This window comes from Colwellia asteriadis, assembly GCF_039523295.1.
Taxonomy (GTDB): domain Bacteria; phylum Pseudomonadota; class Gammaproteobacteria; order Enterobacterales; family Alteromonadaceae; genus Colwellia; species Colwellia asteriadis.
The window spans coordinates 121,917-147,340 of record NZ_BAAAFA010000004.1; the positions used below are offsets into that span (position 1 = coordinate 121,917).

Genomic DNA, 25,424 nt, shown 5'->3' on the forward strand with positions numbered 1-25,424 from the left:
GATTATGCCTTTATATGTAAATAGTAATATCAGTTCATTAAACGCACAGCGCCAGTTGAGCAAATCTGGTGGTGATTTAGATACAGCTTTTCAACGTTTGTCATCAGGCTTACGTATTAATAGTGCAAAAGATGACGCCGCAGGTTTGCAAATATCAGATCGCTTACAATCACAAATTTTAGGTTTAAACCAAGGTAACCGAAACGCGAATGACGGTATTTCTTTAGCGCAAACGGCTGAAGGTGCGATGGAAGAAATGACATCAATGTTTCAGCGCGTTAGAACCTTAGCACAACAAGCAGCTAACGGCTCGAATACAGGTGATGATAGGTTAGCGATTCAAGAAGAGATTCGCTCACTTATGGATGAGGTAAACCGAGTAGCGACAGATACTACCTTTGGTGGACAAAACTTACTAAATGGTCAATATAATGCAAGCTTCCAAGTGGGCGCTGATGCGGTACAAGTTGTTGGCTTTAGTATGCAAAATGTAGGTGGTACAGCAGCAATTAACAGTTTGTCTGCTAATGGTGGTTTTACTGTTTCAGGTATTGCGGGTATTGCCAGTGCAGTAACAGGTCAAGGTTTGACTACCTTGGCGGCAGGTGTATCAACTATCGCAGGTAACGCTATTACTGGTGCTGATGATTTCGCAACACGTTTCCTTGCAGCCACTATTAGTGTGTCTACTCAGGAAAATGCTCAGTATGTATTAGCGGGTATGGATTCTATGGTTGCGGTTGTAGATAAAAAGCGTGCTGAACTTGGTGCGGTACAAAACCGTTTTCAATCAACTATCCGTAACCAAGCGAATATATCTGAGAATTTATCGGCTGCTAAATCACGTATTAAAGACGCTGATTTTGCCATGGAAACCGCTAAGTTGACACGAGCGCAAATACTACAACAAGCAAGTCAAACAATATTAAGTCAAGCGAACCAAAGACCACAAGCAGCATTAAGCCTGCTGCAAGGTTAATCGCTAACGATACTCTCTATAAAGAGACTTAATTAAAGCCTGACGATAGTCGGGCTTTTTTGTGTCTGTAATTCACGTTTAAGTAATTATACCAAACGGATTAATTAATTGACCAACTTAGCTACATTAGCGAGCTTGGAACAAACGAAATGAGTTAAACATAGTTGCTCTATATTTCATTCATTTTGTGCGGTTATTAGTTTGCTAATGAGCTCCCAAAGGGCGAGTTGAAAAGACTTATATGCTGCGTTATTGATTTTGACAAGGACGCTACATGGAAGTAGCTTATTAGAGAATGCAGGAGCAATTCTCCTGAATAACCATTCTTTTCAATCAATGCCTTACCTTTAAGCCTTTTAATTCTCGTTAAGTGATCAATTAATTAGTCCGATTGGTATTAATCAGGTTGCAGGCTTTTCATTGCACTACTGAGGTTCATTATTTTATTTAATAAACAATTGGTTATGGTGGTGTTTTGTTTATTTAAATAAAATGTGAATATTTTCTAAAGTTTATTTTACTCTGTCCGATAAAGTGTTTGAGCAAAGGAATAATCGTTAAATTATTTCTTTGTCATGTCACTTCTTTTCTAGGGGTAGAAAAAAACTGACATATAAAGTTAACTGGTATGCGCGGAGCACTCACCAAGTTAAATACTCATTAATCTGAGCAATGTTTAGGTTAATGGTTGATTAGTTAATAATTTAATTAGTCAATCATTAACAAAAACTAGAAGTTAACGGTTCAACAATAGTGAACCCGTTGAACCAATAAGATTAGTGAGGATTCTATTATGGCTTTATATGTAAATACCAACGTAAGTTCATTAAATGCACAACGCCAATTAACCAATACTGGTGGTGCACTTGATACATCATTCCAACGTCTATCGTCAGGTCTTCGTATTAATAGTGCGAAAGATGATGCGGCAGGTTTACAAATAACCGATAGACTACAATCTCAAATCTTAGGTCTTAATCAAGGTAACCGTAATGCCAATGATGGTATTTCATTAGCGCAAACCGCTGAAGGTGCGATGGATGAAATGACCTCAATGTTTCAACGTGTCAGAACTTTGGCACAACAATCAGCTAACGGCTCTAACACTGATGAAGATAGATTGGCAATTCAAGAAGAAATTCGCTCGTTAATGGCAGAAGTTAACCGTGTGGCAACTGATACCACTTTCGGTGGTCAAAATTTACTCAATGGTACCTACGATGCGAGTTTTCAGGTGGGTGCTGATGCCGTGCAAACTATTGGCTTTAGTATGCAAAATGTTGGTGGTACCGCGGCAATTAATAGTTTGTCAGCAAATGGTGGTTTTACCTTGTCAGGTATTGCCGGTATTGCCAGCGCGGTAACAGGTAATGAGTTGTCTGCATTAGCTGCTGGTGTGTCTGAGATTGATAATGCAGCTATCTCAGAAACCTTTGCTAATACGTTTATTGCAACAGCTATCAGTGTTTCCTCTCAAACGAACGCACAAGTGATCTTGGCCGGTATGGACTCATTAATTGCTGTTGTTGATAAAAAGCGTGCGGAGCTTGGTGCGGTGCAAAATCGCTTTCAATCAACTATTCGTAACCAATCGAATGTTGCTGAAAATTTATCTGCAGCGAAATCACGGATTAAAGATGCTGATTTTGCAGCAGAAACCGCAGCTTTAACGCGTAATCAAATACTGCAACAAGCAAGTCAAACAATTTTAAGTCAAGCGAACCAAAGACCACAAGCAGCATTAAGTCTGCTGGGTTAATGATTATAACAAAAAAATAATTCTCGAGCGGTAAGGTTTTGCCGCTCAATTCACTAAAAATATTTTTTTAGCGGCAACTGCTGTATGGCTTAGTGCGGTCTAAATAAAGGAAATAAGTGTTGATATAGGGTTTAGTGTGGAGGCGCGCCCTTAGCAATGGGGTAATAGCTAAGGGCGCTAATTAATGAAAGTTAACTGGTATGCGCGGAGGCTACAAAACCATTAAATACTCATTAATAGCGAGCTAATGTTTAGCAAGCTACTTAATAGTAAGCGAGTATCGTGCCAACTTTTTTAATAGTGGTAGGGGAGAAGGTTATTTTGAGTTTAAGTGTTTAAATTTGAAATGATAATTGTTTATTTTAATTAAATGTTAAGGGGGCCATCATGGCTTTATATGTAAATACAAATGTAAGTTCATTGAATGCACAGCGTCAACTAACCAACACAGGTAGTAAGCTTGATACATCATTCCAACGTCTATCATCAGGTTTGCGCATTAATAGCGCAAAAGATGATGCAGCAGGTTTGCAAATCACTGACCGTTTACAATCGCAAATTAACGGTTTGAATCAAGGTAACCGTAATGCCAATGATGGTATTTCATTAGCGCAAACCGCTGAAGGTGCGATGGATGAAATGACTTCAATGTTTCAACGTGTCAGAACTTTGGCGCAACAATCAGCTAACGGCTCTAATACTGATGAAGACAGGTTGGCAATTCAAGAAGAAATTCGCTCGTTAATGAGTGAGGTTAACCGTGTGGCAACTGATACCACTTTTGGTGGTCAAAACTTACTCAACGGTACCTACGATGCGAGTTTTCAGGTGGGTGCTGATGCTGTGCAAACTATTGGCTTTAGTATGCAAAATGTTGGTGGTACCGCGGCAATTAATAGTTTGTCAGCAAATGGTGGTTTTACCTTGTCAGGTATTGCCGGTATTGCCAGCGCGGTAACAGGTAATGAGTTGTCTGCATTAGCTGCTGGTGTGTCTGAAATTGATAATGCAGCTATCTCAGAAACCTTTGCCAATACGTTTATTGCAACAGCTATCAGTGTTTCCTCTCAAACTAATGCACAAGTGATCTTGGCCGGTATGGATTCATTAATTGCTGTTGTTGATAAAAAGCGTGCGGAGCTTGGTGCGGTGCAAAATCGTTTTCAATCAACTATTCGTAATCAGTCGAATATTGCTGAAAACTTATCTGCAGCGAAATCACGTATTAAAGATGCTGACTTTGCAGCAGAAACCGCAGCTTTAACGCGTAATCAAATACTGCAACAAGCAAGTCAAACAATTTTAAGTCAAGCGAACCAAAGACCACAAGCTGCTTTGAGTTTACTGGGGTAAACGTATAATTGATGGAGTTACCTTATGGCTCTTTATATTAATACCAACACTAGTAGCTCATTTGCGCAACGGAAACTAACATCAACAACACATGAATTAGATGTTAGTTTTCAGCGCCTTTCTACAGGTTTACGAATTAACAGTGCAGCTGATGATGCTGCCGGTTTGCAAATTTCAAATCGGTTAGCATCACAGGTACTGGGTCTGAACCAAGGGAATAGAAACGCAAATGATGGAATTTCCTTAACACAATCCATTGAAGGGGCAATGGAGGAAATATCAACCATGCTCACTCGGGTGAGAACTTTAGCATTACAATCTGCTAATGGCTCTAATTCTGGTAGCGATAGATTAGCATTACAGCAAGAAGTGCGGGCATTAAGTGAGGAGGTTAATCGTATTGCCAAAGATACAACCTTTGCACAAAGCAAAATACTTAATGGCGAATTTTCTACTTCAATACAGGTTGGTGCTGATGCTATACAGTTGATCCAACTTGATATGCGCAGTGTAGGCGGTAGTGCTGCAATTAATAGCTTATCGGCAAATGGCGGTTTTACCTTATCAGGTATTGCAGGTGTTGCTAGCGCTGTAAGTAGTAAAGGTTTAACAGTGTTAGCTTCAGGGGTCTCAATAATTACCGGTGCGGCTCTTGGTGCTAATGATGATTTTAATACCTTGTTTCGTGCAAGCACAATTAGCATTTCTACTATTGGTAATGCTCAACTCGTTTTAGCTGGAGTCGACTCATTAATTAGTGTAGTAAATAAAAAAAGGGCAGAGTTAGGTGGTTTACAAAATAGGTTTCAGTCAACCATTCGCAATCAATCTAATATCGCTGAGAATTTATCAGCAGCTAAATCAAGAATAAAAGATACAGATTTTGCTTTTGAAACAGCAAAATTAACAAAATATCAAATATTACAACAAGCCAGTGCAACGGTGCTAACACAAGCCAATCAAAGACCTCAGCAAGCATTGAGTTTATTGAGTTAATGCTAATAGGTAAAATAAAATAAGAAAAATAAAATAAAAGCTAAAGCTTTTTTATGTTGAGTCGATAGCGTGTTTAGGTAACTAAAAGTAAGTTCCCAGGCTTTTTGATTTTGGTAGGGGTACCAAGTCATTAAGTAACTAAACAATTAGCGGAGGCTCACATGGCTGTTTATGTAAATACTAACGTAAGTTCATTGAACGCACAGCGTCAATTAAATAAATCAGGTAGCGCACTTGATACATCATTCCAACGTCTATCGTCAGGTTTACGCATTAACAGTGCTAAAGATGATGCTGCAGGTCTACAAATTTCAAACCGTTTAAGTTCACAAATTAATGGCTTAAACCAAGGTAATCGTAATGCCAACGATGGTATTTCACTAGCGCAAACTGCTGAAGGTGCGATGGATGAAATGACTTCAATGTTTCAACGTGTTAGAACCTTGGCACAACAATCATCTAACGGCTCAAACACTGATGAAGATAGATTAGCGATTCAAGAAGAAATTCGCTCGTTAATGTCAGAAGTTAACCGTGTTGCTGAAGATACTACATTCGGTGGTCAGAACTTACTTAATGGTAGTTATGATGCTAGCTTTCAAGTAGGTGCTGATGCGGTACAAACTATCGGCTTTAGTATGCAAAATGTTGGTGGTACAGCGGCAATTAATAGCTTATCAGCTAATGGTGGCTTTACTTTGTCAGGAATTGCCGGTATTGCTAGTGCAGTAACAGGTGATGAGCTGTCTGCATTAGCTGCTGGTGTGTCTGAAATTGATGGTGCGGCAATTTCTGAGACTTTTGCTAATACCTTTATTGCAACAGCTATTAGTGTTTCTTCTCAAACTAACGCACAAGTAGTGTTAGCAGGTATGGACTCACTTATTGCGGTTGTCGATAAAAAGCGTGCTGAGCTAGGTGCGGTACAAAACCGTTTTCAATCAGCAATTCGTAATCAGTCTAATATTGCTGAAAACTTATCAGCGGCGAAATCTCGTGTACAAGATGCGGATTTTGCAGCAGAAACAGCAGCACTTACGCGTAATCAAATCTTACAACAAGCAAGTAGCTCTATTTTAAGTCAAGCTAATCAACGTCCTCAGTTAGCCCTTTCATTACTTGGTTAATTATTAGGATAGATAAGGTAAAGCTTGGATAAAGTTACTATAGTTAACTGATGCCAAGTTTTACCTGTTTGATTATCTGGCTTAATATTTGCATTGTTTAGTGGGAGCGAATTATGTCAATTGAACAAATATCATCTGAACAGTTAATTAATGTTTTATCGGGTTATGATAAACAGCGGAATACTGAATCAACATCGCTGAAAAGTGCGGAAAATTCAGTTGACGATACGAACTTAGTAAGTAAACGAGCAGCTTCTTTAGCTCCAGAAGGTATTGAAAAGTTAGCTGAAGAGAAAGATAAAGGACCTTACTCATTAGCATCAAGTTTAAATGAAGTAGAGGATAAAGCAGAGCTTGAGAAATCACTTGAGATTATCAATCAATTTATTCCTTTAAAGAATACAAATTTGATTTTCGAGTTTGACGACCTTTCTGATCCACCTATTGTTAAAGTGGTTGATAAAGATACAGATGAAGTTATTCGGGAAATACCGCCGAAAAATATTAGAGAAATATCTAAGGCTTTAAATGATATGGCCGATAGTATTAGTAAGTCAGGCGCGTTATTTAATTCAGAGGTTTAGTCTAATTACTTTTTAGGCTTTAGATATATAGTTAATTTTTAAGCATTAAGGTAGGTTTATATGCCATTAATTACATCAGCAGGGGTTGGCTCAGGCCTCGACCTTGAGTCTATTATTAAGGCCAGTATTGATGCTGAAAACTTACCTAAATTACAAAGTCTTGAAAAAAAAGAATCAGAGCTAAGTGTTCGCCTATCTAGTGTCGGTGCAATTAAGTCATCATTGTCGAGCCTTGATGATGTAATGGAAAAGTTATCTGATATTGATAACTTTAATAAACGTACTGCAACAATCACTCAGCCCAGTAGCGGTGATTTAATTTCTGTAACTACCAATTCCAACTCGACGTCAGCTAATTTTAATGTTGAAGTGATGCAGCTTTCTCAAGGCTCTAGAGCTGTTATGGCTGATAACCTATATACCGCACCTACCGACGTGGTAACCGCTTCGGGTGGTAACTTAACCTTTACCGCTGGTAGTAAAACATTTGACTTAAACGTTGCTGCTGGGGCTACGTTAGAAGAGTTAAGAGTGGCGATTAACGACTCGAGCGACAATTTTGGCGTTACTGCCAATATTATTAATGATGGCACGTCCTCTAAATTGGTATTAACATCAGATGAAACCGGTGTTGGTAATGATTTAGTTATTACCAGTGATACGGCTGAGCTTGATAATGTATCAACATTGGCAAATGATGGTGTTACAGCAGGTGGTTTAGCTATAGCCTTAGAAGATCAAGCGCAAGATGCTATTATTGAGGTTGATGGTATCTCAATATCTAGTTCGACCAATAAATTTACCGATGCGGTACAAGATATTACGATTAATGCGTTAAAAGTTAGTGAAAATAATGAAAAAGCTGGCTTGGTTATTGACGTCGATAAAGCTGGCGTAGAAGCAACTATAGATGAGTTTTTAGAAAAGTTTAATAATGCTATTGATACCATTGAATATCATACGCAAAGTGGTAGTGCGCTATACGGTGATAGTGCTATGCGTAGTTTGAAGTCACAATTAATTAATACATTATCGAGTAAAGTAAGTGGTGCAGGTAACTTTGAAACCCTTTATGATTTGGGGTTAGGCCTAAGTTATGATATTGATGCTAAAGAAGGTGGTAACTTAGAAAGAGATTCATTAGTGCGTAGTTTAACTGATGCATTAACCGACTCTTATGATGATGTAGGGATTATTTTTACAGCGCCTGATGGTATAGCTACCCAATTTTCTAACTTACTCGATGACTATGTTGGTGGCAGTGGTGCAATGAAATCGAGAGAAGACTCGATTAATTCTCAAATAAGACAATTGACCACAGATAAAGATAATCATGCTTACCGTATGGAACAATTAGAGATTCGCTTAAGAAAACAGTATTCAAGTTTAGATGTACTGGTTGCAGGTATGCAAAGTACAGGTAGTTTCCTTACCAGCCAATTAGCTAATTTGCCTGGTTTTACTAAACCTAAATAATACACCACAATAAATAGAGAATAAGTTATGAATATTAAATTAAATCAATATAGAAAAGAAGCGACTAAAACACAAATGGCAGGTGCAGAGCCTTATCAAATCATACAAATGCTAATGGCAGGTGTTATGGATAGTTTAGCTTTAGCAAAAGGGTGTGTTGAGCGCGGTGATTTTGAACAAAAAAGCCGTAACATCTCTAAAGCTAGCTCTATTATTGTAGCACTGCGCTCTAGCCTTGATTTTAAGGTGGAGAGTGAGGTACCAAATAATTTAAACGCCTTGTACGAATATATGACCGATAGATTAGTTGATGCAAGCATTGATAAAGACACTATAGCTATTGAAGAGGTAGCTAACTTATTTCGTGAGATTAAGTCGGCATGGGATGAAATTCCTGTTCAAGCTCGTGTTGAAGCTGAACAATTAAGAGCCAGTACAGCCACAGCAAGTTAATGGTTGCTTCAACAAAGGAAGTAACAAAAGCTTTTGATGAGTTGAATGAAATATTCATAGAAGCAAAGCTGTTAGTTAATAAAGAAAGCTATGAGCAAGCTCGCGTAACGATAGAAGCATTACAGCAAGCACTAATGCACTTGTTTTCTCTTAACAGTTTTGATCGTAATATTTTTATAGAAGATAATATTGAAAACGTAAAGAATAGAGCATTACTATTGGCAATAGATGACTTTCTAACATCGAATGTCGAAAAATTGACACTCACTTCCCAGAACCTTAAAACTGAGCTTTCAGGGCTAAACGTCGCAAAAAAAATGAAAAAAGCTTACGGTAAGCTCTAATTTCTTCTCTGTTACTCATCTATTTATCAATTATTCCTCCTTGCTCAAACGGTATTAACCTAAACCTTATTACTTTCTTGTCTGGCATAGCCCTTGCTTTATTTAGATAATATATCGAGTTAAGTGTAGATTTATGCTTAACTTAACATTGATAAAATTAATTTATTTAAAATCCAATGGTTAGGTGTGCTGTGAATTCAATTAAAGATAGCTTAGATGACATAGAAAGAAAACTGTTACGGGTGCAAAAAAAAGCAGAACAAGAGCACGAATTTTCCATAGAAGCAAATGCTCGATTTGAAAAAAACTTAAAAGCATTTGAACAGTACTTCCCTGAAATACAAAAGAAATTTATTAATTATCAACCTAGTGATAGTTTTCAATTCATAATTAACGATAATGGCACCGCAAATATTATTGATTATGATACTAAAGTGCCTATGTATAGTGACGACCCTATTACACAAGTACATGAGCAAGTCGTACAATCTTTAGCAGAACCCGTATTAAGTAACTTGAACTTTTCAGGAGTAGAGTTTCTAGAGAATACCACCAACTTTTTACATGTAGACTTAATGAAAGCGATTGGCGCTCAATATAATAAAGCGAAAGATAATCTAGCTGCTAACAAGGTCGTTGATAAAAAAGTTCCTAGTGCAATTATATTTGGTATAGGGCTCGGTTATCATTTAATGGAGCTTGCACAAGCAAGTACTGCCTCTTATTTATCAATATTTGAACCTAATGAAGATTACTTTTTTGCTAGCTTATTTTGTTTTGATTGGGCGGAGTATTTAAATATAATTGATGAAAGTGGTGCTTATTTATATATTGGGATAGGCGACTCTGAAAGTGAAATTTATCAGCAACTCCATCAACGAGCTCAGGACATTGGTCCATTTAGTATCTCTAATTCATTTTTTTACCAGCACTACCCATCAAAAGCAATGCAGCGCTTAACCACTGAAATTCAAAATAATTTTCATCAATTCTTTATGGGGTGGGGCTTTTTTGATGATGCCTTGATGAGCATGGCGCATACTATAGGTGTAATGGATAAATCACCTCATATTTTAAAAGGGAGGAATACTTTAAGCAAAGACCTAAAAGAGTTTCCTATTTTTATTATTGCTAATGGCCCATCGCTTGATGCTGATATTGAAAAAATAAAACAAGAAAAAGATAACGTTATCCTTGTTTCTTGTAATTCTGCTACCACAGCATTACTGGCGCAGGGGATTACACCTGACTTTCATGTCGCTTTAGAAAGAACCAAAGCAACAGCTGATTTTTTATCCGAATTTATTAGTCAAGAAAATCGAGAGCAGATTAACCTATTAGTGGTTAATGTTATGTACCCTGGTACTCTGGACTTATTTAAATGGAGCGGCGTTGCTTTAAAGGGTAATGAGTCAGGTACAACGTTATATCAGATGACTCAATTTATAAATAAAAATGAAGTAACGCCAACTATTGGCTACTGTAATCCATTGGTGGGTAATACAGGCTTAAGCTTCTTTACCAATATGGGCTTTGAAAACATCTACCTGTTCGGCGTTGATAATGGCTATGTTGATAAAAACCATCACCACTCAAAATCAAGTTTTTATTATAACAAGTCAGGTAAAGCGGTGTATGAACCAGTAAAAATGGGAGCAGAATTTACCGTTGAAGGAAACTTTGGCAAGCCTGTAATCACAGAGCCATTTTTATATACTGGTAAGCAACAAATGGAGCGGTTAATTGACTCATTTAAACATACCAACTTAACTTGCTTTAATTGCAGTGATGGCGCAAAAATCGAAGGGACTTATCCATTAACATCAACCGATATATTGTTATCGGAAAGTTCGTTAAGTAAAGCCGCTGTGATTGATAAAATTAAAAGTGATGCTTTTGCTCCGAGTATGGAAAATGCCGATCTTAAATCTTTGTTAGACTTTGATATATTCGAAGATATTTGTAAAACCATGGTCGAAATACTTACTGAACCAATGGATAATCGTCCACAAGCACTTGATAGCTTAATCAAACAGTTAAGGTACTTGAAGTCTTTTAAGCTTGGCGGTCGTCATACTCATTTATACTTATTACTTGAAGGTGAGGCTTTATATGTCAACTCAGTTTTAATTAGTTTGTTATATAACTTCGGTGATAGCAAAATCATTATGCCTTACTTCCAAGCCGCGTTGAATTATTGGGTAGATTTTCTTAGGAAAGCACCTGACTATTATCGCGATCGTTGGGATTTACTCAGTACGTATACATTAGACTTTTCCGCTTCTAAAGAGGAGTAATGCTTGAAAATTTCTACGCATCGATTTTACCTTAGAGAGTTAACTGAAAATGATGTTGGCTCTCGTTATTTGTCGTGGTTACAAGATAAAGAAACAGCTGAGTTTATTACTTATAAACAGAAAAATTTAGATGAGTTAACACTGTATGTGAAAACTAACTTATTAGCTAAGGATGTATTGTTTTTAGGCGTTTTTTGTAAATGTACTGACGAACATATTGGTAACTTGAAGTTTGATAAAATTATTAATCACTCTGCAGTCATGGGGGTTTTAATCGGACAGGCTAATTGGCGTGGCTGTGGAGTTGCAACAGAAATATTGCCAGCTTCTATAGAGTATTTATACCGAGAAATGAATATTGATTCGGTCTATTTAGGTGTAGAAAGAGACAATACACCGGCTATTTCAGTTTATGATAAAGTGGGTTTTTTACCTTGTACTAATCAGCCATTCTCTTTAGGTGATAATGGACTTGCAATGGTCCATCGGTTTTTATAGATGTTTATAGGTTTCTTATGGTTGATTTAAATAAAATTTATAGTGATAGGGCTGCTCGATATATTCCCGCAGGTGCGCACACTTATAGTAAGGGAGCCGATCAATTTCCTGTTAATGCTCCGTCGGTAATTGAGCGCGGTGATGGTTGTTATATTTGGGATGCGAATGGCAATCAGTATACTGATTTTGCTATGTCTTTGGGGACTGTTGTTTTGGGACACGCATATCAACCTGTACTAGAGACTGTTCGTACAGAATTAAATAAAGGGGTTAACTTTGTTCGTCCTTCTATTATTGAAGGGGAATTGGCCGAGTTACTTTGCGATATTATCCCCTGTGCAGAAATGGTTAAGCTAGCTAAGCATGGAAGTGATGTAACTACAGGGGCTATCAAACTTGCTCGTGCTTACACAGGAAGAGAAAGGGTAGTACGTTGCTCTGCTGACCCCTTCAACTCCGTTCATGATTGGTTTATAGGCTCAACAGTTGTTGATCGAGGAGTTCCACAGGCTGTAAAAGACTTAACCTTGCAGTTTGAGTATAACAATATTGATAGTTTGAAATGTTTATTTGAGCAATTTCCAAATGAAATTGCTTGTATTATATTTGAACCGATTTCATTCATTGTGCCTCATGATGGCTTCTTACAAGAAGTAAAAGACTTATGTGAGGAACAAGGTGCTATTTTAATTTTTGATGAAGTAGTTTCTGGTTTTCGTTTTGCTTTGGGCGGCGCACAGCAATATAGCGGTGTAACCCCACATTTGGCTGCATTTGGAAAAGCGATGGCTAACGGTTTTTCGGTAAGCGCATTAGCTGGCAGTAAAGAAATAATGCAGCTAGGAGGAATTGAGCATGAAAGCGAGCGAGTTTTCTTATTATCAACCACTCATGGCGGCGAAACACACTCTATTGCTGCGGCAATAAAAACAATCAATACTATTAAAGAACAAAATCTAATAGAGCACTTTTGGCATGTTGGAAAGTCATTAAAGTTAGGTATTTTAAAGGCAGCAAATAACAGTGAGTTATCTAACTATGTTCATGTAGGAGGCTATGATTGCAAACCTGCTTTTGCACTGTTAAATGACAAGGGAGAAGCGTGTATGGCAATGAGAACGCTCTTTTTACAGGAAACTATTAAACGCGGTTTGATGATGCCTTATATTGTACCCTGTTTAGCTCATACCGATGAAGTTATAGATCACTCCCTGAATATTATTGAAGACGTTTTTAGTATTATAAAAACAGCTTTAGATACTGGAAGTATTGAGAAGAAAATTGTTGGCCCTATCGTTAAACCTGTCTTTAGGAAGTTTAATTAATGCAAAGCTTTAAAATAGGCAATCATTTAATCGGCGAAAATCAACCTGTCTTTATTATTGCTGAAATGTCTGCTAACCATGGTGGTAAGCTTGAAAATGCAATTGAAATTATTCGAGCTGCTAAACGCGCTGGAGCCGATGCGGTTAAATTGCAAACATATAGAGCAGATACTATTACGCTGAATTCAGAAAAAGAAGACTTTACCTTACCAAGTGAAAGTCCTTGGCAAAAAAGTAAAACATTATACTCATTGTATGAACAAGCCTATATGCCATGGGAATGGCACACTAGATTGTATGAAGAGGCTAAAAAGCTAGATATAGAAATATTTTCGTCCCCGTTTGATCATAGTGCGGTTGACTTATTAGCTGAGTTAAACTCTGTCGCTTATAAAATTGCCTCACCTGAAATAACAGATTTACCTCTGATTGCTAAAATAGCAAAATTAAAAAAACCTGTAATTTTATCAACAGGTTTAGCTGAAAAAGCAGATATACAAATGGCAGTTGATGTTTTAAAAGAAAATGGCAATGAGATGTTTGCATTTTTAAAATGTACTACGGCTTATCCTGCACCCATTCATGAATCAAATTTAGCGCTAATCCCTCAAATAATGAAAGACTTCTCTTGTATATCAGGCATATCAGATCATACTTTAGGTCACGAAGCAGTACTCGCTAGTGTTGCTTTGGGTGGAAAAATTATTGAAAAGCACTTTATGCTTGATAACAGTGACGAAACTCCAGATTCATTCTTTTCGTTATCAGAGTCTGAATTTACGGACATGGTAAAACTCGTGAGGCGAGTAGAGTCGAGTTTAGGTAATGGTTATTATGACTTATCTTCATCGGCCCAGAAAAATTTGCGTGGGCGGCGCTCACTTTATGTTGCTAACCCTATTAAAGCAGGGGAAGTGATCAGTGAATCACATATAAAATCAGTAAGACCCAGTTTTGGTCTTCACCCTAAATATCATGAAGAAATTCTTGGTAAAAGAGTTCTTAAAGATTTAGATATCGGGGATAGGTTATCTCTTGAGTTAATTGACTTTGAATAAGGGCAATACAGCTGTTCTCATTAAATGTGATGGCTCTTCTTTTTATGGTCTTGGACATATCAGGCGGTCTATCACATTATTTCAATACTTAACTCAATTAGGGGTCACTTGCTACGTTGAATGTTTATCTGAAGCAGGGCGAAAATGGATGCTCGATACGTTTAAGCAACATGCGCCATTTTTTTTACCTATTAAAGCTTTAGTACTTCAGCCCGATGTTGTGGTTTTTGATGTTCCTTACCCATTAAAAGAAAAAGTGCTAGATGAAAAAAATAAAGGACGAAAAGTCGTTTGTTTAGACTGTATAGCTGATACGGCACCAGATACTTCGTTATTTATTTTTAAGCACCCTGAGCAAGTTATTATTGGTCCACATTTTATTGGGTATGAACATATCATAATTCGTGATGAGTTTTTTAAGGAAAATAGCACTCAGCAGTATGTCAATAACACTAGAGCTCGTGTGCTTGTTGTCTTAGGTGGTGCTGATGTTAAAGGGCAAAGCTTTGATACAGCTAAAAAACTCGCTTTTATAGGGTATTCAGTAACTTTGATTTTAGGGCCTTTAGCTACTATTCCTACGGTAGAAGAACAGCAGGATATTCAAATATTAACTTGTCCTGAAAATGTTGCTGAACTGATGGCAAGTGCTGATTTTTGTGTGGTAAATGGTGGCGGCTGTTTATTTGAGGCATTATTTTTGAAAAAACCATGCGTTGTATTACCTCAAACCCAGGCTGAACTTAATATTGCGCAGGATCTTATGCAAAAACAACAACTTTTGGGGGTTGGTGAAGAGTTTATTCGGTTATTTTCAAAGCAAGAGTTGTTAAAAAAGCACAATCAAATAAATCAGGTAGATGGCTTAGGGTTACCGCGGATTTCAACCATTATTACCAAATTACTAGGCGAGTATAGTCATGCAGTTTAACTGGTTAATTACTGTCACCGCAGGACGTTGGCAGGCAAATACAATAAAAAGAGCAAAGCAGCAAGGGATCAAGATCATTGCCATTGACTCGTCTCTAGCCGCTGAAGGTTTCGAATATGCTGACTTGATCATAATAGCTGAGCTCGACGATGTTGAATCAATTAAGGCTCAAATAGGTAACAGAAATATCTGTGGTGTGCTCAGTATATGCTCTGAAGCTGGAATGATTTTGGCAGGAAAGCTCAGAGATTACTATCATGTCAGCACAGGGCCTAATCTAGAGGTTAGTCAACGCTTAGTGAATAAGGCCTTACAGCGTACTTATTGGCAGCAAGAAAATGTTACAGGTCCTAAATGGTTGGCGAGTGGAAACTTAGATCAGCTTTTTAGCTCAGCACAAACTATGGCACTCCCTTTTATGATAAAACCTGCTGATAGTGCAGGGAGTAGAGGCGTGGTTAAAGTTGAGCATTTCGATGATAATATTAACAATTACCTTGAGTCTGCTTTAAGTCTATCAAAATCTAAACAAGTGATTATTGAAGACTTTATGGATGGGGTTGAATACACAGTAGAAGGGTTTGTTCATCAAGGTAAGTCACAGGTTTTAGTGATAACTGAAAAAGATAAAATACCTTCAACCCATGGGCTTGTTGCCTACCGTTTACAAAGTGCTATTTTATCTGAAAAGCTTAACGCTAAAATATCTCAGTTGGTAATTGATGCTGTTACAGCGCTGAATTATAAAAATGGACCGTTTCATGCAGAGGTTATTGTTATGAAAAACGGAAATATTGGTATGGTTGAGTTAGCTGGAAGAGGAGGTGGTTTTTTAGTGTTTGAGCGTTTTGTTCAGCTTGCTTCTGGTGTTGATATTGTTGCAAATACGATAAACCAAGCTATAGGAAAAAACATTACTCCTACACAAGTTTCTAAGCAATATTGTATTTTACATTTCTTTCCAAATGAAGTGGGTACAGTAAACGCTATAACAGGTTTTGAAGAGGCAAATCTATTAGATGGTGTTGAAGGTGGAGCTTTTATTGAGCAAGGTACAGTGCTCACCGAGGCAAAGTGTGATGGCGATAGAATGGGATATGTTATTAGCTATTCAGACAATGAGACTAAGTCAAAACAACAATTACAAAAGGCCATTAGCTTGATCAACTTTAAGGTAACAAAATGAACTGTATAGATTCACACTTACACTTAGACTCGTGGACGTTTCCTTGTATTTCAGAAGCCTCTGCTCAATTACAGCAGCAGTTAGCTGCGGCTAACATTGAAAAAGGTATCATCTTACACTTATTGATCCAGCCTTGGTCAATTTCAGACGTTGCTCAGGTGATAGCTAAACATTCACGACTAGAGGCTTTTGTTAATGTCCATCCTGATGATAAAGACGCTTTTAGCATTATGAATAAGGCAATCAAGGAACAAGGATTTTGTGGGATAAAGTTACATCCTCGATTACAAAAACTAGATATGACTAGTGCAAGCTTGATTGAGCTATGTCGTCACGCGGCGAGTTTAAACGTGCCTGTATTATTAGATGCATTTCCTGACGGTACAGGTTTAATGCAGGGATTTAATCCATTGCATTATGCTAAGTTAGCAAAAGAGTGTCCACAAACGCGGTTTATTTGGGCGCATATGGGCGGCCACCATGTGTTAGATATGATGATGCTAGCAAAGCGCCTTGAAAATGTATATTTTGATTGCTCATATTCATTGCTTTATTTTAGAGGGAGTTCAGTGCCCCAAAACATGGTTTATGCAATGAATAGCATGCGTTTTGAACGAGTGTTTTATGGCTCTGACTACCCTGATCGAAACATTAAAACATCGCTAAATGAAAGTGTTGCTTTGTTAAAGTCGCTGCAAGTTAATGATGAGCAACTTGAAAAGTTGTTGTATACGAATTTTAAGAGTTTTATGCAATGGTAAAAGGGCTTAGTGAACACGACTATCAGCAAATAACCGATTTTTATAATCAACGATTTCAAGAAAAAGGGCATGATATTGCATCGGTTGGTTGGCGAGATAAGGCCTCCCAGTGGCTTCGATTTGATATGTTATTTAGAGATTATAACCCTAAAGGAAAAGTTATTTTAGATGTTGGCTGTGGCTTTGGTGATTTATATGCATTTTTAACTCAGCAATGTGGTGATGACTTTCATTATATTGGTATTGATATTTCTTCAGAACTTATTAACGAAGCTAAAAAGAAATATAACCAAACGAATGCCGATTTTTTTGTAGGAGATCTCTTTTCTATCGCTGATTTTACTCAAAAGGATATAGATTACGCTGTAGAGTCAGGCATGTTGAGTTTTAAATTAGAAAACAATGATGAGTATGCAAAACAGATTATGGATGAAATGTTTACACTTTCTAAAGAGGGAGTAGCACTAAACTTTTTAACGGATCAAGTCGATTACCAATTAGAAAAAAATCACCACTATGCTATGCAAGATGTTTTGTTATGGGCGAGAGCTCTCTCTAGTGATTTTGCATTGTTTCATGATTATCCCCTTTGGGAATTTACCGTCAAAATAATGAAGAGAAGGTAACTACAATGAGTATGAAAGAGCAGATAATTTCTTTTATTAAAAAAAATAGAGTTTCGACCACTGAAGTTGCGGATGCATTAGGGAAAAAGGGAGTTCTACCTAACGTGTTGCCGGTTATTGATGATGTTCACGAAGTTGGGAGAATTCACTGCGTTTTTACCGCCAATGAGTCAAATTATCAAGTACACGATGAAATTAACAAAGTGAATGAAAATGATATTGTTATTGTGTTTACACACAACTGCGGTGAACGTGCAATTTTAGGCGATCTAGTAAGTAAATATGCTTTACTTTATAGAGGAGCTAAAGCGCTTGTGGTTAATGGCAAAGTACGAGACATTGCTTCAATAAAGCGCTCAAAATTTAAAGTGTGGTGTAATGGCACTAGCCCTATAGGCTGCTTCAATGAAATTGCTGATGAATTTCCAAAAGATAAGCGAGCAGTAATAGAAAAAAGGTTTCATGGGGCTATTGCTGTTTGTGACGATGGTGGTGTGGTGGTCATTGAAAATGATAATATCAATGAAACTATGTTAACTAAATTGCACCGCATTGAAATGCAAGAAGACATTTGGTTTTTCTGTCTAGATAGCTTGAAGTGGGATACAAAAAAAATAGTGTGTGATAACGCTTATTTAACTGAAACTAATTTACTTTCTACTGTTCATTTAGAGCAGTTAGCCGAATTAGATAAGCTTCTCGATGGCGATGATTCGAATGTGGAATAAACTACTGCAACAGGTTGAAGAGTCAATTAATGTCTCATTAGCCAATTCAATTCGTGATATTGAAGCAACAGGGCAAAGCATTATAAAAATGCAAACAGGAGATCCTGACTTTAACACTCCTGATTTTATATGTGAGGCGAGTCAACAGGCTATGCTTAGCGGAGAAACACACTACTGTGCCTCAAGTGGAGTAAGTGAATTAAAAGCTGCAATAACACAAAAACTAGCCAGCCAGAACAAATTTACCTCACCCAAGTCTCATCATATTTTAGTAACGCAAGGTGCTGTGCATGGCTTGTATTTAACATTGCAAACATTGCTTAATTATGGTGACGAGGTCATTATTATTGCTCCCTACTGGATGCCTTACCATAGTAATATTATTTTGGCAGGAGCTAAACCAGTAGTTGTTAAAGCCAGAGCTGAAAATGATTTTATCCCCAGCCTAAATGACATTATATGTGCTATTACTCAAAACACTAAAGCTATCATTATAAATAGTCCTAATAACCCAACAGGCGCTGTTTACAGTAGGGATGTACTGCAAAGTATTGGCCAGCACTGTTTTGATAAGGGAATATATATTATCTCAGATGAAGTTTATGAAGATTTGCTGTATGAAGATAAACACTACTCAATGCAATCTATATTGCCTAACAACCCTTACATTGTAACCTTATTTAGCTTTTCTAAATCGTATGCGATGACAGGTTGGCGCATTGGTTATCTATATGGCTCTAAGGAATTTGTTGCTCAGGCTAATAAATTAACACAATACATAACCACCTCAATTAATAGTTTTGTTCAAGCAGGCGCTGTTTCTGCTTTAACACATCAAAAATCACCAGAAAGTAAACAAAGCATCTTAGACTTGTTTTCTAGCAGAAGAGAGCTGATTATAAATAAAATATCCGGTACTTGGTTACAACATTGTATTGTAATACCTAAAGGAGCATTTTATTTATTCATTGATATTTCGTCTTTTTCTAGTAACTCAATGACTTTTGTAAAGCAGCTATTGGAACATGAACATATTGCTTTTACGCCAGGGCTTGCTTTTGGTGTAGAGAGTGATCACTGTATTCGTATGACCTTCGCAAGTAATGAGGTGGATATCATTAAAGCATTAGATATTTTAATTAGGCTGAAGTAAATAATGTTTGCTTATATTCCTGCTAGAATAGGTTCAACCCGTATAAAGAAAAAAAATATTCGTTTATTAGATGGTAAGCCTGTCATTTGTCATGTAATTGAAAATTTACTTAACACCTCTGGCTTACAAGGCATTGCTATATCTACAGACAGCCAAGAGATTAAAGATATTGCTGATAAGTATACTGGAGTAACAACATTATCGTTAAGGAACAAGAAGATATCTAATAATAGTTCGAATTTTATGGATCTCGTTAAGCAGGATCTGCCTCGGTTTCAACAGCACTTCTCAAGTGATGATGTGTTATTCACTTTAGCAACATCAGCGTTAATTTCATCTCATTATTTTCAGCAAGGAATTGATAGCTTTACCAAACAGAGTACGGCATCTGAAAATAGCTCTAGCTTAGTCATGTCAGTTAGGGAAATTGGTAGTGAAGCTTTACTTGGTATGATACAAACTACCGATGGCAGCATTAGTCCTTTGTTTCCTAATAACTTTAATCTGCCAACGGCTGACTTACCTAAGCTATTTACTGATGCCGGTGGTTTTTATATTTTTAATGCCGATCAGGCTCGTCAGTATAAAATGTTAATTGATTTAAAACCTATCCAGCCAGTTTTTTTACCTGACAATATTGGAGTTGACGTTGATATAGAAGAGGACTGGCAAAAATTAACGGATAGTTATTTTAAGACCAAAGGCTTGGTTTAATTATTTTCTCATCTGTGACCGCAAAAGAATCATAACCCCAATCGAGATCTATTGCCGAGTGATAACCTTGAATAATTTCTTTTAACTCTAACGAAGAACAACAGCCTATAACCAGCTTGTCGATGTACTTACTCTTAATAAAAGGGGAAAGTGTTAAACTTATCATAGATTTATTTTTTTCCACGGAGACTTGCTTTAGCTTTGCCAATTTTGGTGCAAGTATTTTGAGGTGTTCTGGCAAAGTATTAGGCTGTAAGAAAACCACGCCTTGTAGAAATAGCGATCTAACATGAATTTCTATATTCTTTTCTTTTAACGTTTTACCTACCACTTCACCTAAGATCTCTTGATCAAAAATATTTCCAGGTAGTTGGATAATATCAATATCAAATTTATTGCTAATTTCTATTGCTTGTTTAGCACTGTAAACGGAACAACCTATTTTTTCAGTCAGTCCCTTTTTTTTTGCTAGCTGTAGCTGCTGATAAATTTTATTTCCTTCACCTCCAAGTAGTGCTTCACCATGGTGTAGCATAAGCCCTGATAGTTTTTGAGTGTCTAGATCTTTTAGAGAGTTTTGACAGCTTGCAACAAGTTTACTTATTGAGAGTTGAGGTGGTACTTTCGTGACAAAAGAAAAACTTTTACTTTGTTTTTGTAAACCAAGTACTTTTTCACTATTACCATAGGCTGGAGCGGTATCAATCACGGTAATATTATGTTGTTTAGCGAGTGCTAATATGTTGCCAATCTCGGTATGACTGACTTGACCAAGCTGATTAGAAATCCCGTAGTTGCAACCAAACTGGACTGAGCCTAGTGCGATTTTCATGACTTTTATTACCCCTTAGTTACGTAATAGCTGTTGTTAAACACTTTTATAAAGCTGCTTTAGTTGGTGTTATAACAGCTCAAGTATGGTTTTTATAATATAGCCTTGCTCATCTTCGGTTAACTCAGGGTATAGAGGTAGTGAAATAGCACGGGAGTAGTACTCTTCTGCAACAGGAAAGTCACCAGCGGCGAAGCCAAGCTTTTTATAAAAGGGTTGTAAATGTACGGGAATATAATGTACGTGTGCGAATATTTCACGGTTGCGTAGTGCGGTTATTACGGCTTTATGCTTTTCTTTATCACTATCAGGCAGTAAAACAATATATAAGTGATAGGCTGAGTAATTATCTGTTGTCGTTGTTAAGCTGGTTAATGCTGAAGATGAAAATGCCTGATCATAAACCTGTGCGAGGGCGTTGCGTTTAGCAACAAAAGCCTCTAAACATGTCAGTTGACTTAAACCTAAAGCTGCTTGTAACTCAGTCATTCGGTAATTAAAGCCTAATGCGATTTGCTGATAATACCAAGGGCCATGGCTTTCCTCGTCCATGTCTTGCGCGTTACTGGTTATGCCGTGACTTCTATAAAGCTGCATTTTTTTAGCTAAATCGGCATTATTCGTTAAGGCAACGCCGCCTTCAGCACATGTAACAATTTTTACAGGGTGGAAACTAAAGATAGTGATGTCACTGTACTGGCAATTACCAATAGGTAAATTTTGATAATGACCGCCAATGGCATGTGAAGCATCTTCAATAATGCTAAAACCATACTCTAACGAAAGTGCCTTAATGCTTTTCATATCACAAGACTGTCCGGCTAAATGCACAGGAATAACCACTAGAGGTAAAGTGTTGCTCTTTTTGGCTTGCTCAAGTTTTTGTTGTAATGCTTGTACTGACATCAAGCCTGTATCGATATCAATATCAACAAAATCAACACTCGCGCCACAATATAAAGCGCAGTTAGCTGAAGCAACAAAGGTTATTGGTGTTGTCCAGACAATATCTTTACTATCTACATTTAGCGCTAAACAGGCAATGTGTAAAGCTGATGTAGCACTGTTAGCAGCAATACCAAATTGACTACCGCAAAGCTTAGCAAGTGTACTTTCAAATAAAGGTACCTTAGGGCCTTGTGTTAAATAATCAGAAGTTAATACCTCTGTTACTGCATCAATATCAGCTTGTGATATTTGTTGCTTTCCATATGGAATCATTGATCAACCTGTTGGTTAAATTCAGTGATTTCTTTAATCGATAAATAATTAGGGTTACTTAATGAGTCATACTCATAACCTTCAGGAACAGGCTTACCGGTTTCATTTATAGCATTGACGGTAAAATCGTTACTGCGGCTACTAAACTTTATCGCTGGCGCAATAACAAAATGATCATCAAACTCAAAGGTGCTATAACAAATCTCTCCAGGACACATCACTTCATGCAATTTTTCACCAGGGCGAATACCGACAATTTTTTGCGGTAAATCTGGCGCCATAGCACTGGCTAAATCGGTAATTTTAATTGATGGGATTTTAGGTACAAAAATTTCACCACCGTACATCCGGGAAAAATTCTTAAGAACAAAATCAACACCTTGTTGTAGTGTTATCCAAAAGCGTGTCATGTTTTCATGTGTAACAGGTAAGTGGTCTGCGCCATCATTGATCATTTTTTGAAAAAAGGGCACAACTGAACCTCGTGAGCCAACCACATTACCGTAACGTACTACTGAAAAAGTAGTTTTATGACCACCAGCAATATTATTTGCAGCGACAAAAATTTTATCGGAAGCGAGTTTGGTTGCACCATATAAGTTAATAGGGTTAGCTGCTTTGTCTGTTGAAAGTGCGATAACTTTTTCAACATTATTATCTAAAGCCGCATCAATAACATTTTCAGCGCCATTAATGTTGGTTTTAACACATTCCATTGGGTTGTACTCTGCCGCAGGTACTTGTTTCATTGCTGCAGCATGAATAACAAAATTAACACCGCGCATAGCACGAGTTAAGCGCTCTTTATCACGAACATCACCAATAAAGTAACGCATGCAAGGTTGATTAAAGACCTGTTGCATTTCAAATTGCTTTAATTCATCGCGTGAGTAAATAATGATTTTTTTAGGGTTATGGCTTTTTAGTAATGTTTCTACATATTTCTTACCAAAAGAGCCGGTGCCTCCAGTGATCAAAATGCTTTTATTGTCGAACATTGATGTGGTCATTTTTGCCTCACACGTGTATTTAGGATGCTTGTTATAGTTGAGTAAAGCCCACCATATGTGTGATTTACTTTAGGTTTAACTATAACGACATTCAAGAGTAACGCAAATTATGTGCCTACTGTTGTTGATACACAATAGATTATTGAAAAATATCAGTAAAAAAGTAAATTATTTATTTAATGTTGGAGCGTAGCTCTTCAGAGCTAAAAGCCTTTGTCGATTAACCACACAGTTAAGTGTCAATAATTCGTCTTATTCGGCTTTTTTCAATTAAAGCGTCAATATTTTGTTGATTTTAGTTAATCAAGCGCTACTATAAAAAGTGAAGTGCTGATAATAGTGATATTTTAAAGAACTGGGTTGTATATGAATGATATGAATCAAGCGTTAGACCATAAGAAGATATTAGTTGTTGATAATGAACCTGTTCGTTCACAACAAATAACAACGGTATTATCGTTTGTGGGTGAGTACTTTGAACATTGTGAACAAGATGATCTTGCTGAAAAATTATCGAAAAATAGTAACTATATAACCGTAATTGTTACTGGGGACATTAGCAATAATACAAGCGATATTATTAAAAAAAATCCTAGCACTCCTTTTTTATTACATGATGTTATTGATGCAAATGCTCTTGCTGGTTTAATGAATGTTATTGGCTCTTTACAAGTTCCTTTAAACTATGCCCAATTAACAGAGCAGATCCACCACTGTCACCAATACTTTAATAAATTACCACGCACAGGCGCTCAATTTACCTCAAGTGCTTTATTTCGTTCACTTGTTGGATCAAGTAAAGCCATGTCAGAAGTACGTTTTCTAATTGAGCAAGTTGCCAAAACACCCGCGAGTGTTCTCGTACTTGGAGAGTCAGGTACCGGTAAAGAAGTGGTCGCTCGTAATATACACAACCTATCTGATCGTGCTAAGGGGACTTTTGTGCCCGTTAACTGTGGCGCTATCCCCGCAGAGTTACTTGAAAGTGAATTATTTGGTCATGAAAAAGGTGCTTTTACAGGAGCTATCTCTACTCGTAAAGGCCGATTTGAACTAGCTGAAGGCGGCACTTTATTTTTAGATGAAATAGGTGATATGCCGCAACCAATGCAAGTTAAACTACTGCGCGTATTACAAGAGCGTACCTTTGAACGAGTAGGCGGCAGCAAAAGTATTAAAGCGGATGTACGTATTGTTGCAGCGACCCACCAAAACTTAGAAGACATGATCAAAGAAGGTAGCTTTCGTGAAGATTTATTCTATCGGCTCAATGTTTTTCCCGTTGAAACGCCATCATTACGTGAGCGTAAAGAAGACATTCCTTTACTGTTAAAAGAGTTGTTATCTCGTTTTGAAAGTGAACAAGGTAAAACTGTACGTTTTACTGAAAAAGCGATTGAGTCGTTAATGGAGCATCCTTGGCCAGGTAATGTCAGAGAGCTTTCAAACTTGATTGAACGTATGCTTATTATGTATGGCGACCAAATAGTTGATGTGACAGAGTTACCTCGAAAATATCAACATATTGATATTGAGGCATATAATCCAGAGTACCCTGAAGAGCTACAAGAGCAAGATGCGATTAATGAACTTTTTGCTGGGTTCGATTATGACGATATCGATGATAATGATGCTCCAGAAAGTACAATTGTCGATAACACTACTGATGCCAACATAGTAGAAAACAATAATACGGGCCTGCTGCCTGACGAGGGCTTAAACCTTAAAGAGCATCTTGCCGAGTTAGAGGTTTCTCTTATTACTCAATCATTAGTGAAACATGATTATGTTGTTGCTCGAGCTGCTGAAACATTAGGTATGCGCAGAACAACATTAGTGGAAAAAATGCGTAAATATGACTTACAAAAACCAAATGAATAGTTTAGTAATGAGTCAATGTCTTGACAGTTATTTAGGGTGTTAAATTACAGGTTTTAAGTTTTTTGTGTTGTAGGTGTATGATTTTATTTGAATAAATAAATGGCATGTTAAATGCTTTGTAAGTACTGAGTT

General features: G+C 37.2%; 24 protein-coding genes. 21 read left to right on the forward strand and 3 right to left on the reverse strand.

Annotated elements, in window-relative coordinates:
• The first annotated feature begins 4 nt into the window (after nt 1–4).
• The 20 genes from ABD005_RS07015 to ABD005_RS07110 all read left to right on the forward strand — a co-directional run bounded on the left by ABD005_RS07015 (nt 5) and on the right by ABD005_RS07110 (nt 20,348).
• On the forward strand, nt 5–979 hold the full coding sequence (locus ABD005_RS07015; RefSeq protein WP_343816586.1) for a flagellin N-terminal helical domain-containing protein: 975 nt from the start codon (nt 5–7) through the stop codon (nt 977–979).
• A gap of 793 nt (nt 980–1,772) precedes the next feature.
• Nucleotides 1,773–2,738 carry a flagellin N-terminal helical domain-containing protein gene (locus ABD005_RS07020; RefSeq protein WP_343816588.1) on the forward strand — a complete coding sequence of 322 codons (966 nt, stop codon included), beginning with the start codon at nt 1,773–1,775 and terminating at the stop codon, nt 2,736–2,738.
• 387 nt (nt 2,739–3,125) lie between these two features.
• The gene (locus ABD005_RS07025; RefSeq protein ID WP_343816590.1) at nt 3,126–4,091 is read left to right on the forward strand and encodes a flagellin N-terminal helical domain-containing protein; all 966 of its coding nucleotides are present in this window, start codon (nt 3,126–3,128) and stop codon (nt 4,089–4,091) included.
• A gap of 24 nt (nt 4,092–4,115) precedes the next feature.
• Nucleotides 4,116–5,087, forward strand: coding sequence for a flagellin N-terminal helical domain-containing protein (locus ABD005_RS07030; protein ID WP_343816592.1), 972 nt, complete (start codon nt 4,116–4,118; stop codon nt 5,085–5,087).
• Nucleotides 5,088–5,248: 161 nt separating this feature from the next.
• On the forward strand, nt 5,249–6,214 hold the full coding sequence (locus ABD005_RS07035; protein ID WP_343816594.1) for a flagellin N-terminal helical domain-containing protein: 966 nt from the start codon (nt 5,249–5,251) through the stop codon (nt 6,212–6,214).
• Between the two features lie 113 nt (nt 6,215–6,327).
• A complete protein-coding gene (locus ABD005_RS07040) occupies nt 6,328–6,798 on the forward strand; it encodes a flagellar protein FlaG (protein WP_343816595.1) in 471 nt (156 codons plus the stop codon).
• 60 nt (nt 6,799–6,858) lie between these two features.
• On the forward strand, nt 6,859–8,274 hold the full coding sequence (gene fliD / locus ABD005_RS07045) for a flagellar filament capping protein FliD (RefSeq protein WP_343816596.1): 1,416 nt from the start codon (nt 6,859–6,861) through the stop codon (nt 8,272–8,274).
• 27 nt (nt 8,275–8,301) lie between these two features.
• The gene (fliS, locus tag ABD005_RS07050; RefSeq protein ID WP_215979565.1) at nt 8,302–8,727 is read left to right on the forward strand and encodes a flagellar export chaperone FliS; all 426 of its coding nucleotides are present in this window, start codon (nt 8,302–8,304) and stop codon (nt 8,725–8,727) included.
• Nucleotides 8,727–9,071, forward strand: a complete 345-nt coding sequence (locus ABD005_RS07055) for a hypothetical protein (RefSeq protein WP_343816599.1) — start codon at nt 8,727–8,729, stop codon at nt 9,069–9,071. Before fliS ends, ABD005_RS07055 begins: the two co-directional genes overlap by 1 nt.
• Before the next feature lie 191 nt (nt 9,072–9,262).
• On the forward strand, nt 9,263–11,368 hold the full coding sequence (locus tag ABD005_RS07060) for a motility associated factor glycosyltransferase family protein (protein ID WP_343816601.1): 2,106 nt from the start codon (nt 9,263–9,265) through the stop codon (nt 11,366–11,368).
• A gap of 3 nt (nt 11,369–11,371) precedes the next feature.
• Nucleotides 11,372–11,866 carry a GNAT family N-acetyltransferase gene (locus tag ABD005_RS07065; protein WP_343816602.1) on the forward strand — a complete coding sequence of 165 codons (495 nt, stop codon included), beginning with the start codon at nt 11,372–11,374 and terminating at the stop codon, nt 11,864–11,866.
• Between the two features lie 17 nt (nt 11,867–11,883).
• A complete protein-coding gene (locus ABD005_RS07070; RefSeq protein ID WP_343816604.1) occupies nt 11,884–13,191 on the forward strand; it encodes a glutamate-1-semialdehyde 2,1-aminomutase in 1,308 nt (435 codons plus the stop codon).
• Nucleotides 13,191–14,249 (forward strand): pseudaminic acid synthase, encoded by a 1,059-nt coding sequence (gene pseI, locus ABD005_RS07075; protein WP_343816605.1) that lies wholly within the window; start codon nt 13,191–13,193, stop codon nt 14,247–14,249. Before ABD005_RS07070 ends, pseI begins: the two co-directional genes overlap by 1 nt.
• Entirely contained in the window at nt 14,242–15,180 is a 939-nt protein-coding gene (locus ABD005_RS07080) for a hypothetical protein (RefSeq protein ID WP_343816607.1), read from the forward strand. Before pseI ends, ABD005_RS07080 begins: the two co-directional genes overlap by 8 nt.
• Nucleotides 15,170–16,366: an ATP-grasp domain-containing protein gene (locus ABD005_RS07085; protein WP_343816609.1), complete on the forward strand. Its 1,197-nt coding sequence runs from the start codon at nt 15,170–15,172 to the stop codon at nt 16,364–16,366. Before ABD005_RS07080 ends, ABD005_RS07085 begins: the two co-directional genes overlap by 11 nt.
• Nucleotides 16,363–17,127, forward strand: coding sequence for an amidohydrolase family protein (locus ABD005_RS07090; protein ID WP_343816611.1), 765 nt, complete (start codon nt 16,363–16,365; stop codon nt 17,125–17,127). Before ABD005_RS07085 ends, ABD005_RS07090 begins: the two co-directional genes overlap by 4 nt.
• Entirely contained in the window at nt 17,121–17,753 is a 633-nt protein-coding gene (locus ABD005_RS07095; protein WP_343816613.1) for a class I SAM-dependent methyltransferase, read from the forward strand. The genes ABD005_RS07090 and ABD005_RS07095 overlap by 7 nt, the downstream gene beginning before the upstream one ends.
• A gap of 11 nt (nt 17,754–17,764) precedes the next feature.
• Nucleotides 17,765–18,481: an RraA family protein gene (locus ABD005_RS07100; RefSeq protein WP_343816615.1), complete on the forward strand. Its 717-nt coding sequence runs from the start codon at nt 17,765–17,767 to the stop codon at nt 18,479–18,481.
• Entirely contained in the window at nt 18,471–19,634 is a 1,164-nt protein-coding gene (locus tag ABD005_RS07105; protein WP_343816617.1) for a pyridoxal phosphate-dependent aminotransferase, read from the forward strand. Before ABD005_RS07100 ends, ABD005_RS07105 begins: the two co-directional genes overlap by 11 nt.
• Before the next feature lie 3 nt (nt 19,635–19,637).
• The gene (locus ABD005_RS07110) at nt 19,638–20,348 is read left to right on the forward strand and encodes an acylneuraminate cytidylyltransferase family protein (protein ID WP_343816619.1); all 711 of its coding nucleotides are present in this window, start codon (nt 19,638–19,640) and stop codon (nt 20,346–20,348) included.
• Here the strand turns inward: ABD005_RS07110 and ABD005_RS07115 are convergent.
• The 3 genes from ABD005_RS07115 to pseB all read right to left on the reverse strand — a co-directional run bounded on the left by ABD005_RS07115 (nt 20,326) and on the right by pseB (nt 23,399).
• A complete protein-coding gene (locus ABD005_RS07115; RefSeq protein WP_343816621.1) occupies nt 20,326–21,180 on the reverse strand; it encodes an aldo/keto reductase in 855 nt (284 codons plus the stop codon). The genes ABD005_RS07110 and ABD005_RS07115 overlap by 23 nt on opposite strands.
• 69 nt (nt 21,181–21,249) lie before the next feature.
• Entirely contained in the window at nt 21,250–22,401 is a 1,152-nt protein-coding gene (gene pseC / locus ABD005_RS07120) for a UDP-4-amino-4,6-dideoxy-N-acetyl-beta-L-altrosamine transaminase (protein ID WP_343816623.1), read from the reverse strand.
• Complete coding sequence (pseB, locus tag ABD005_RS07125; protein ID WP_343816795.1) at nt 22,398–23,399, reverse strand: UDP-N-acetylglucosamine 4,6-dehydratase (inverting); 1,002 nt, start codon at nt 23,397–23,399, stop codon at nt 22,398–22,400. Before pseB ends, pseC begins: the two co-directional genes overlap by 4 nt.
• A 378-nt stretch (nt 23,400–23,777) precedes the next feature.
• On the opposite strand from pseB, the gene ABD005_RS07130 reads away from it, so the two are divergent.
• Nucleotides 23,778–25,292 (forward strand): sigma-54 dependent transcriptional regulator, encoded by a 1,515-nt coding sequence (locus ABD005_RS07130; RefSeq protein ID WP_425544886.1) that lies wholly within the window; start codon nt 23,778–23,780, stop codon nt 25,290–25,292.
• Nucleotides 25,293–25,424: the final 132 nt, after the last annotated feature.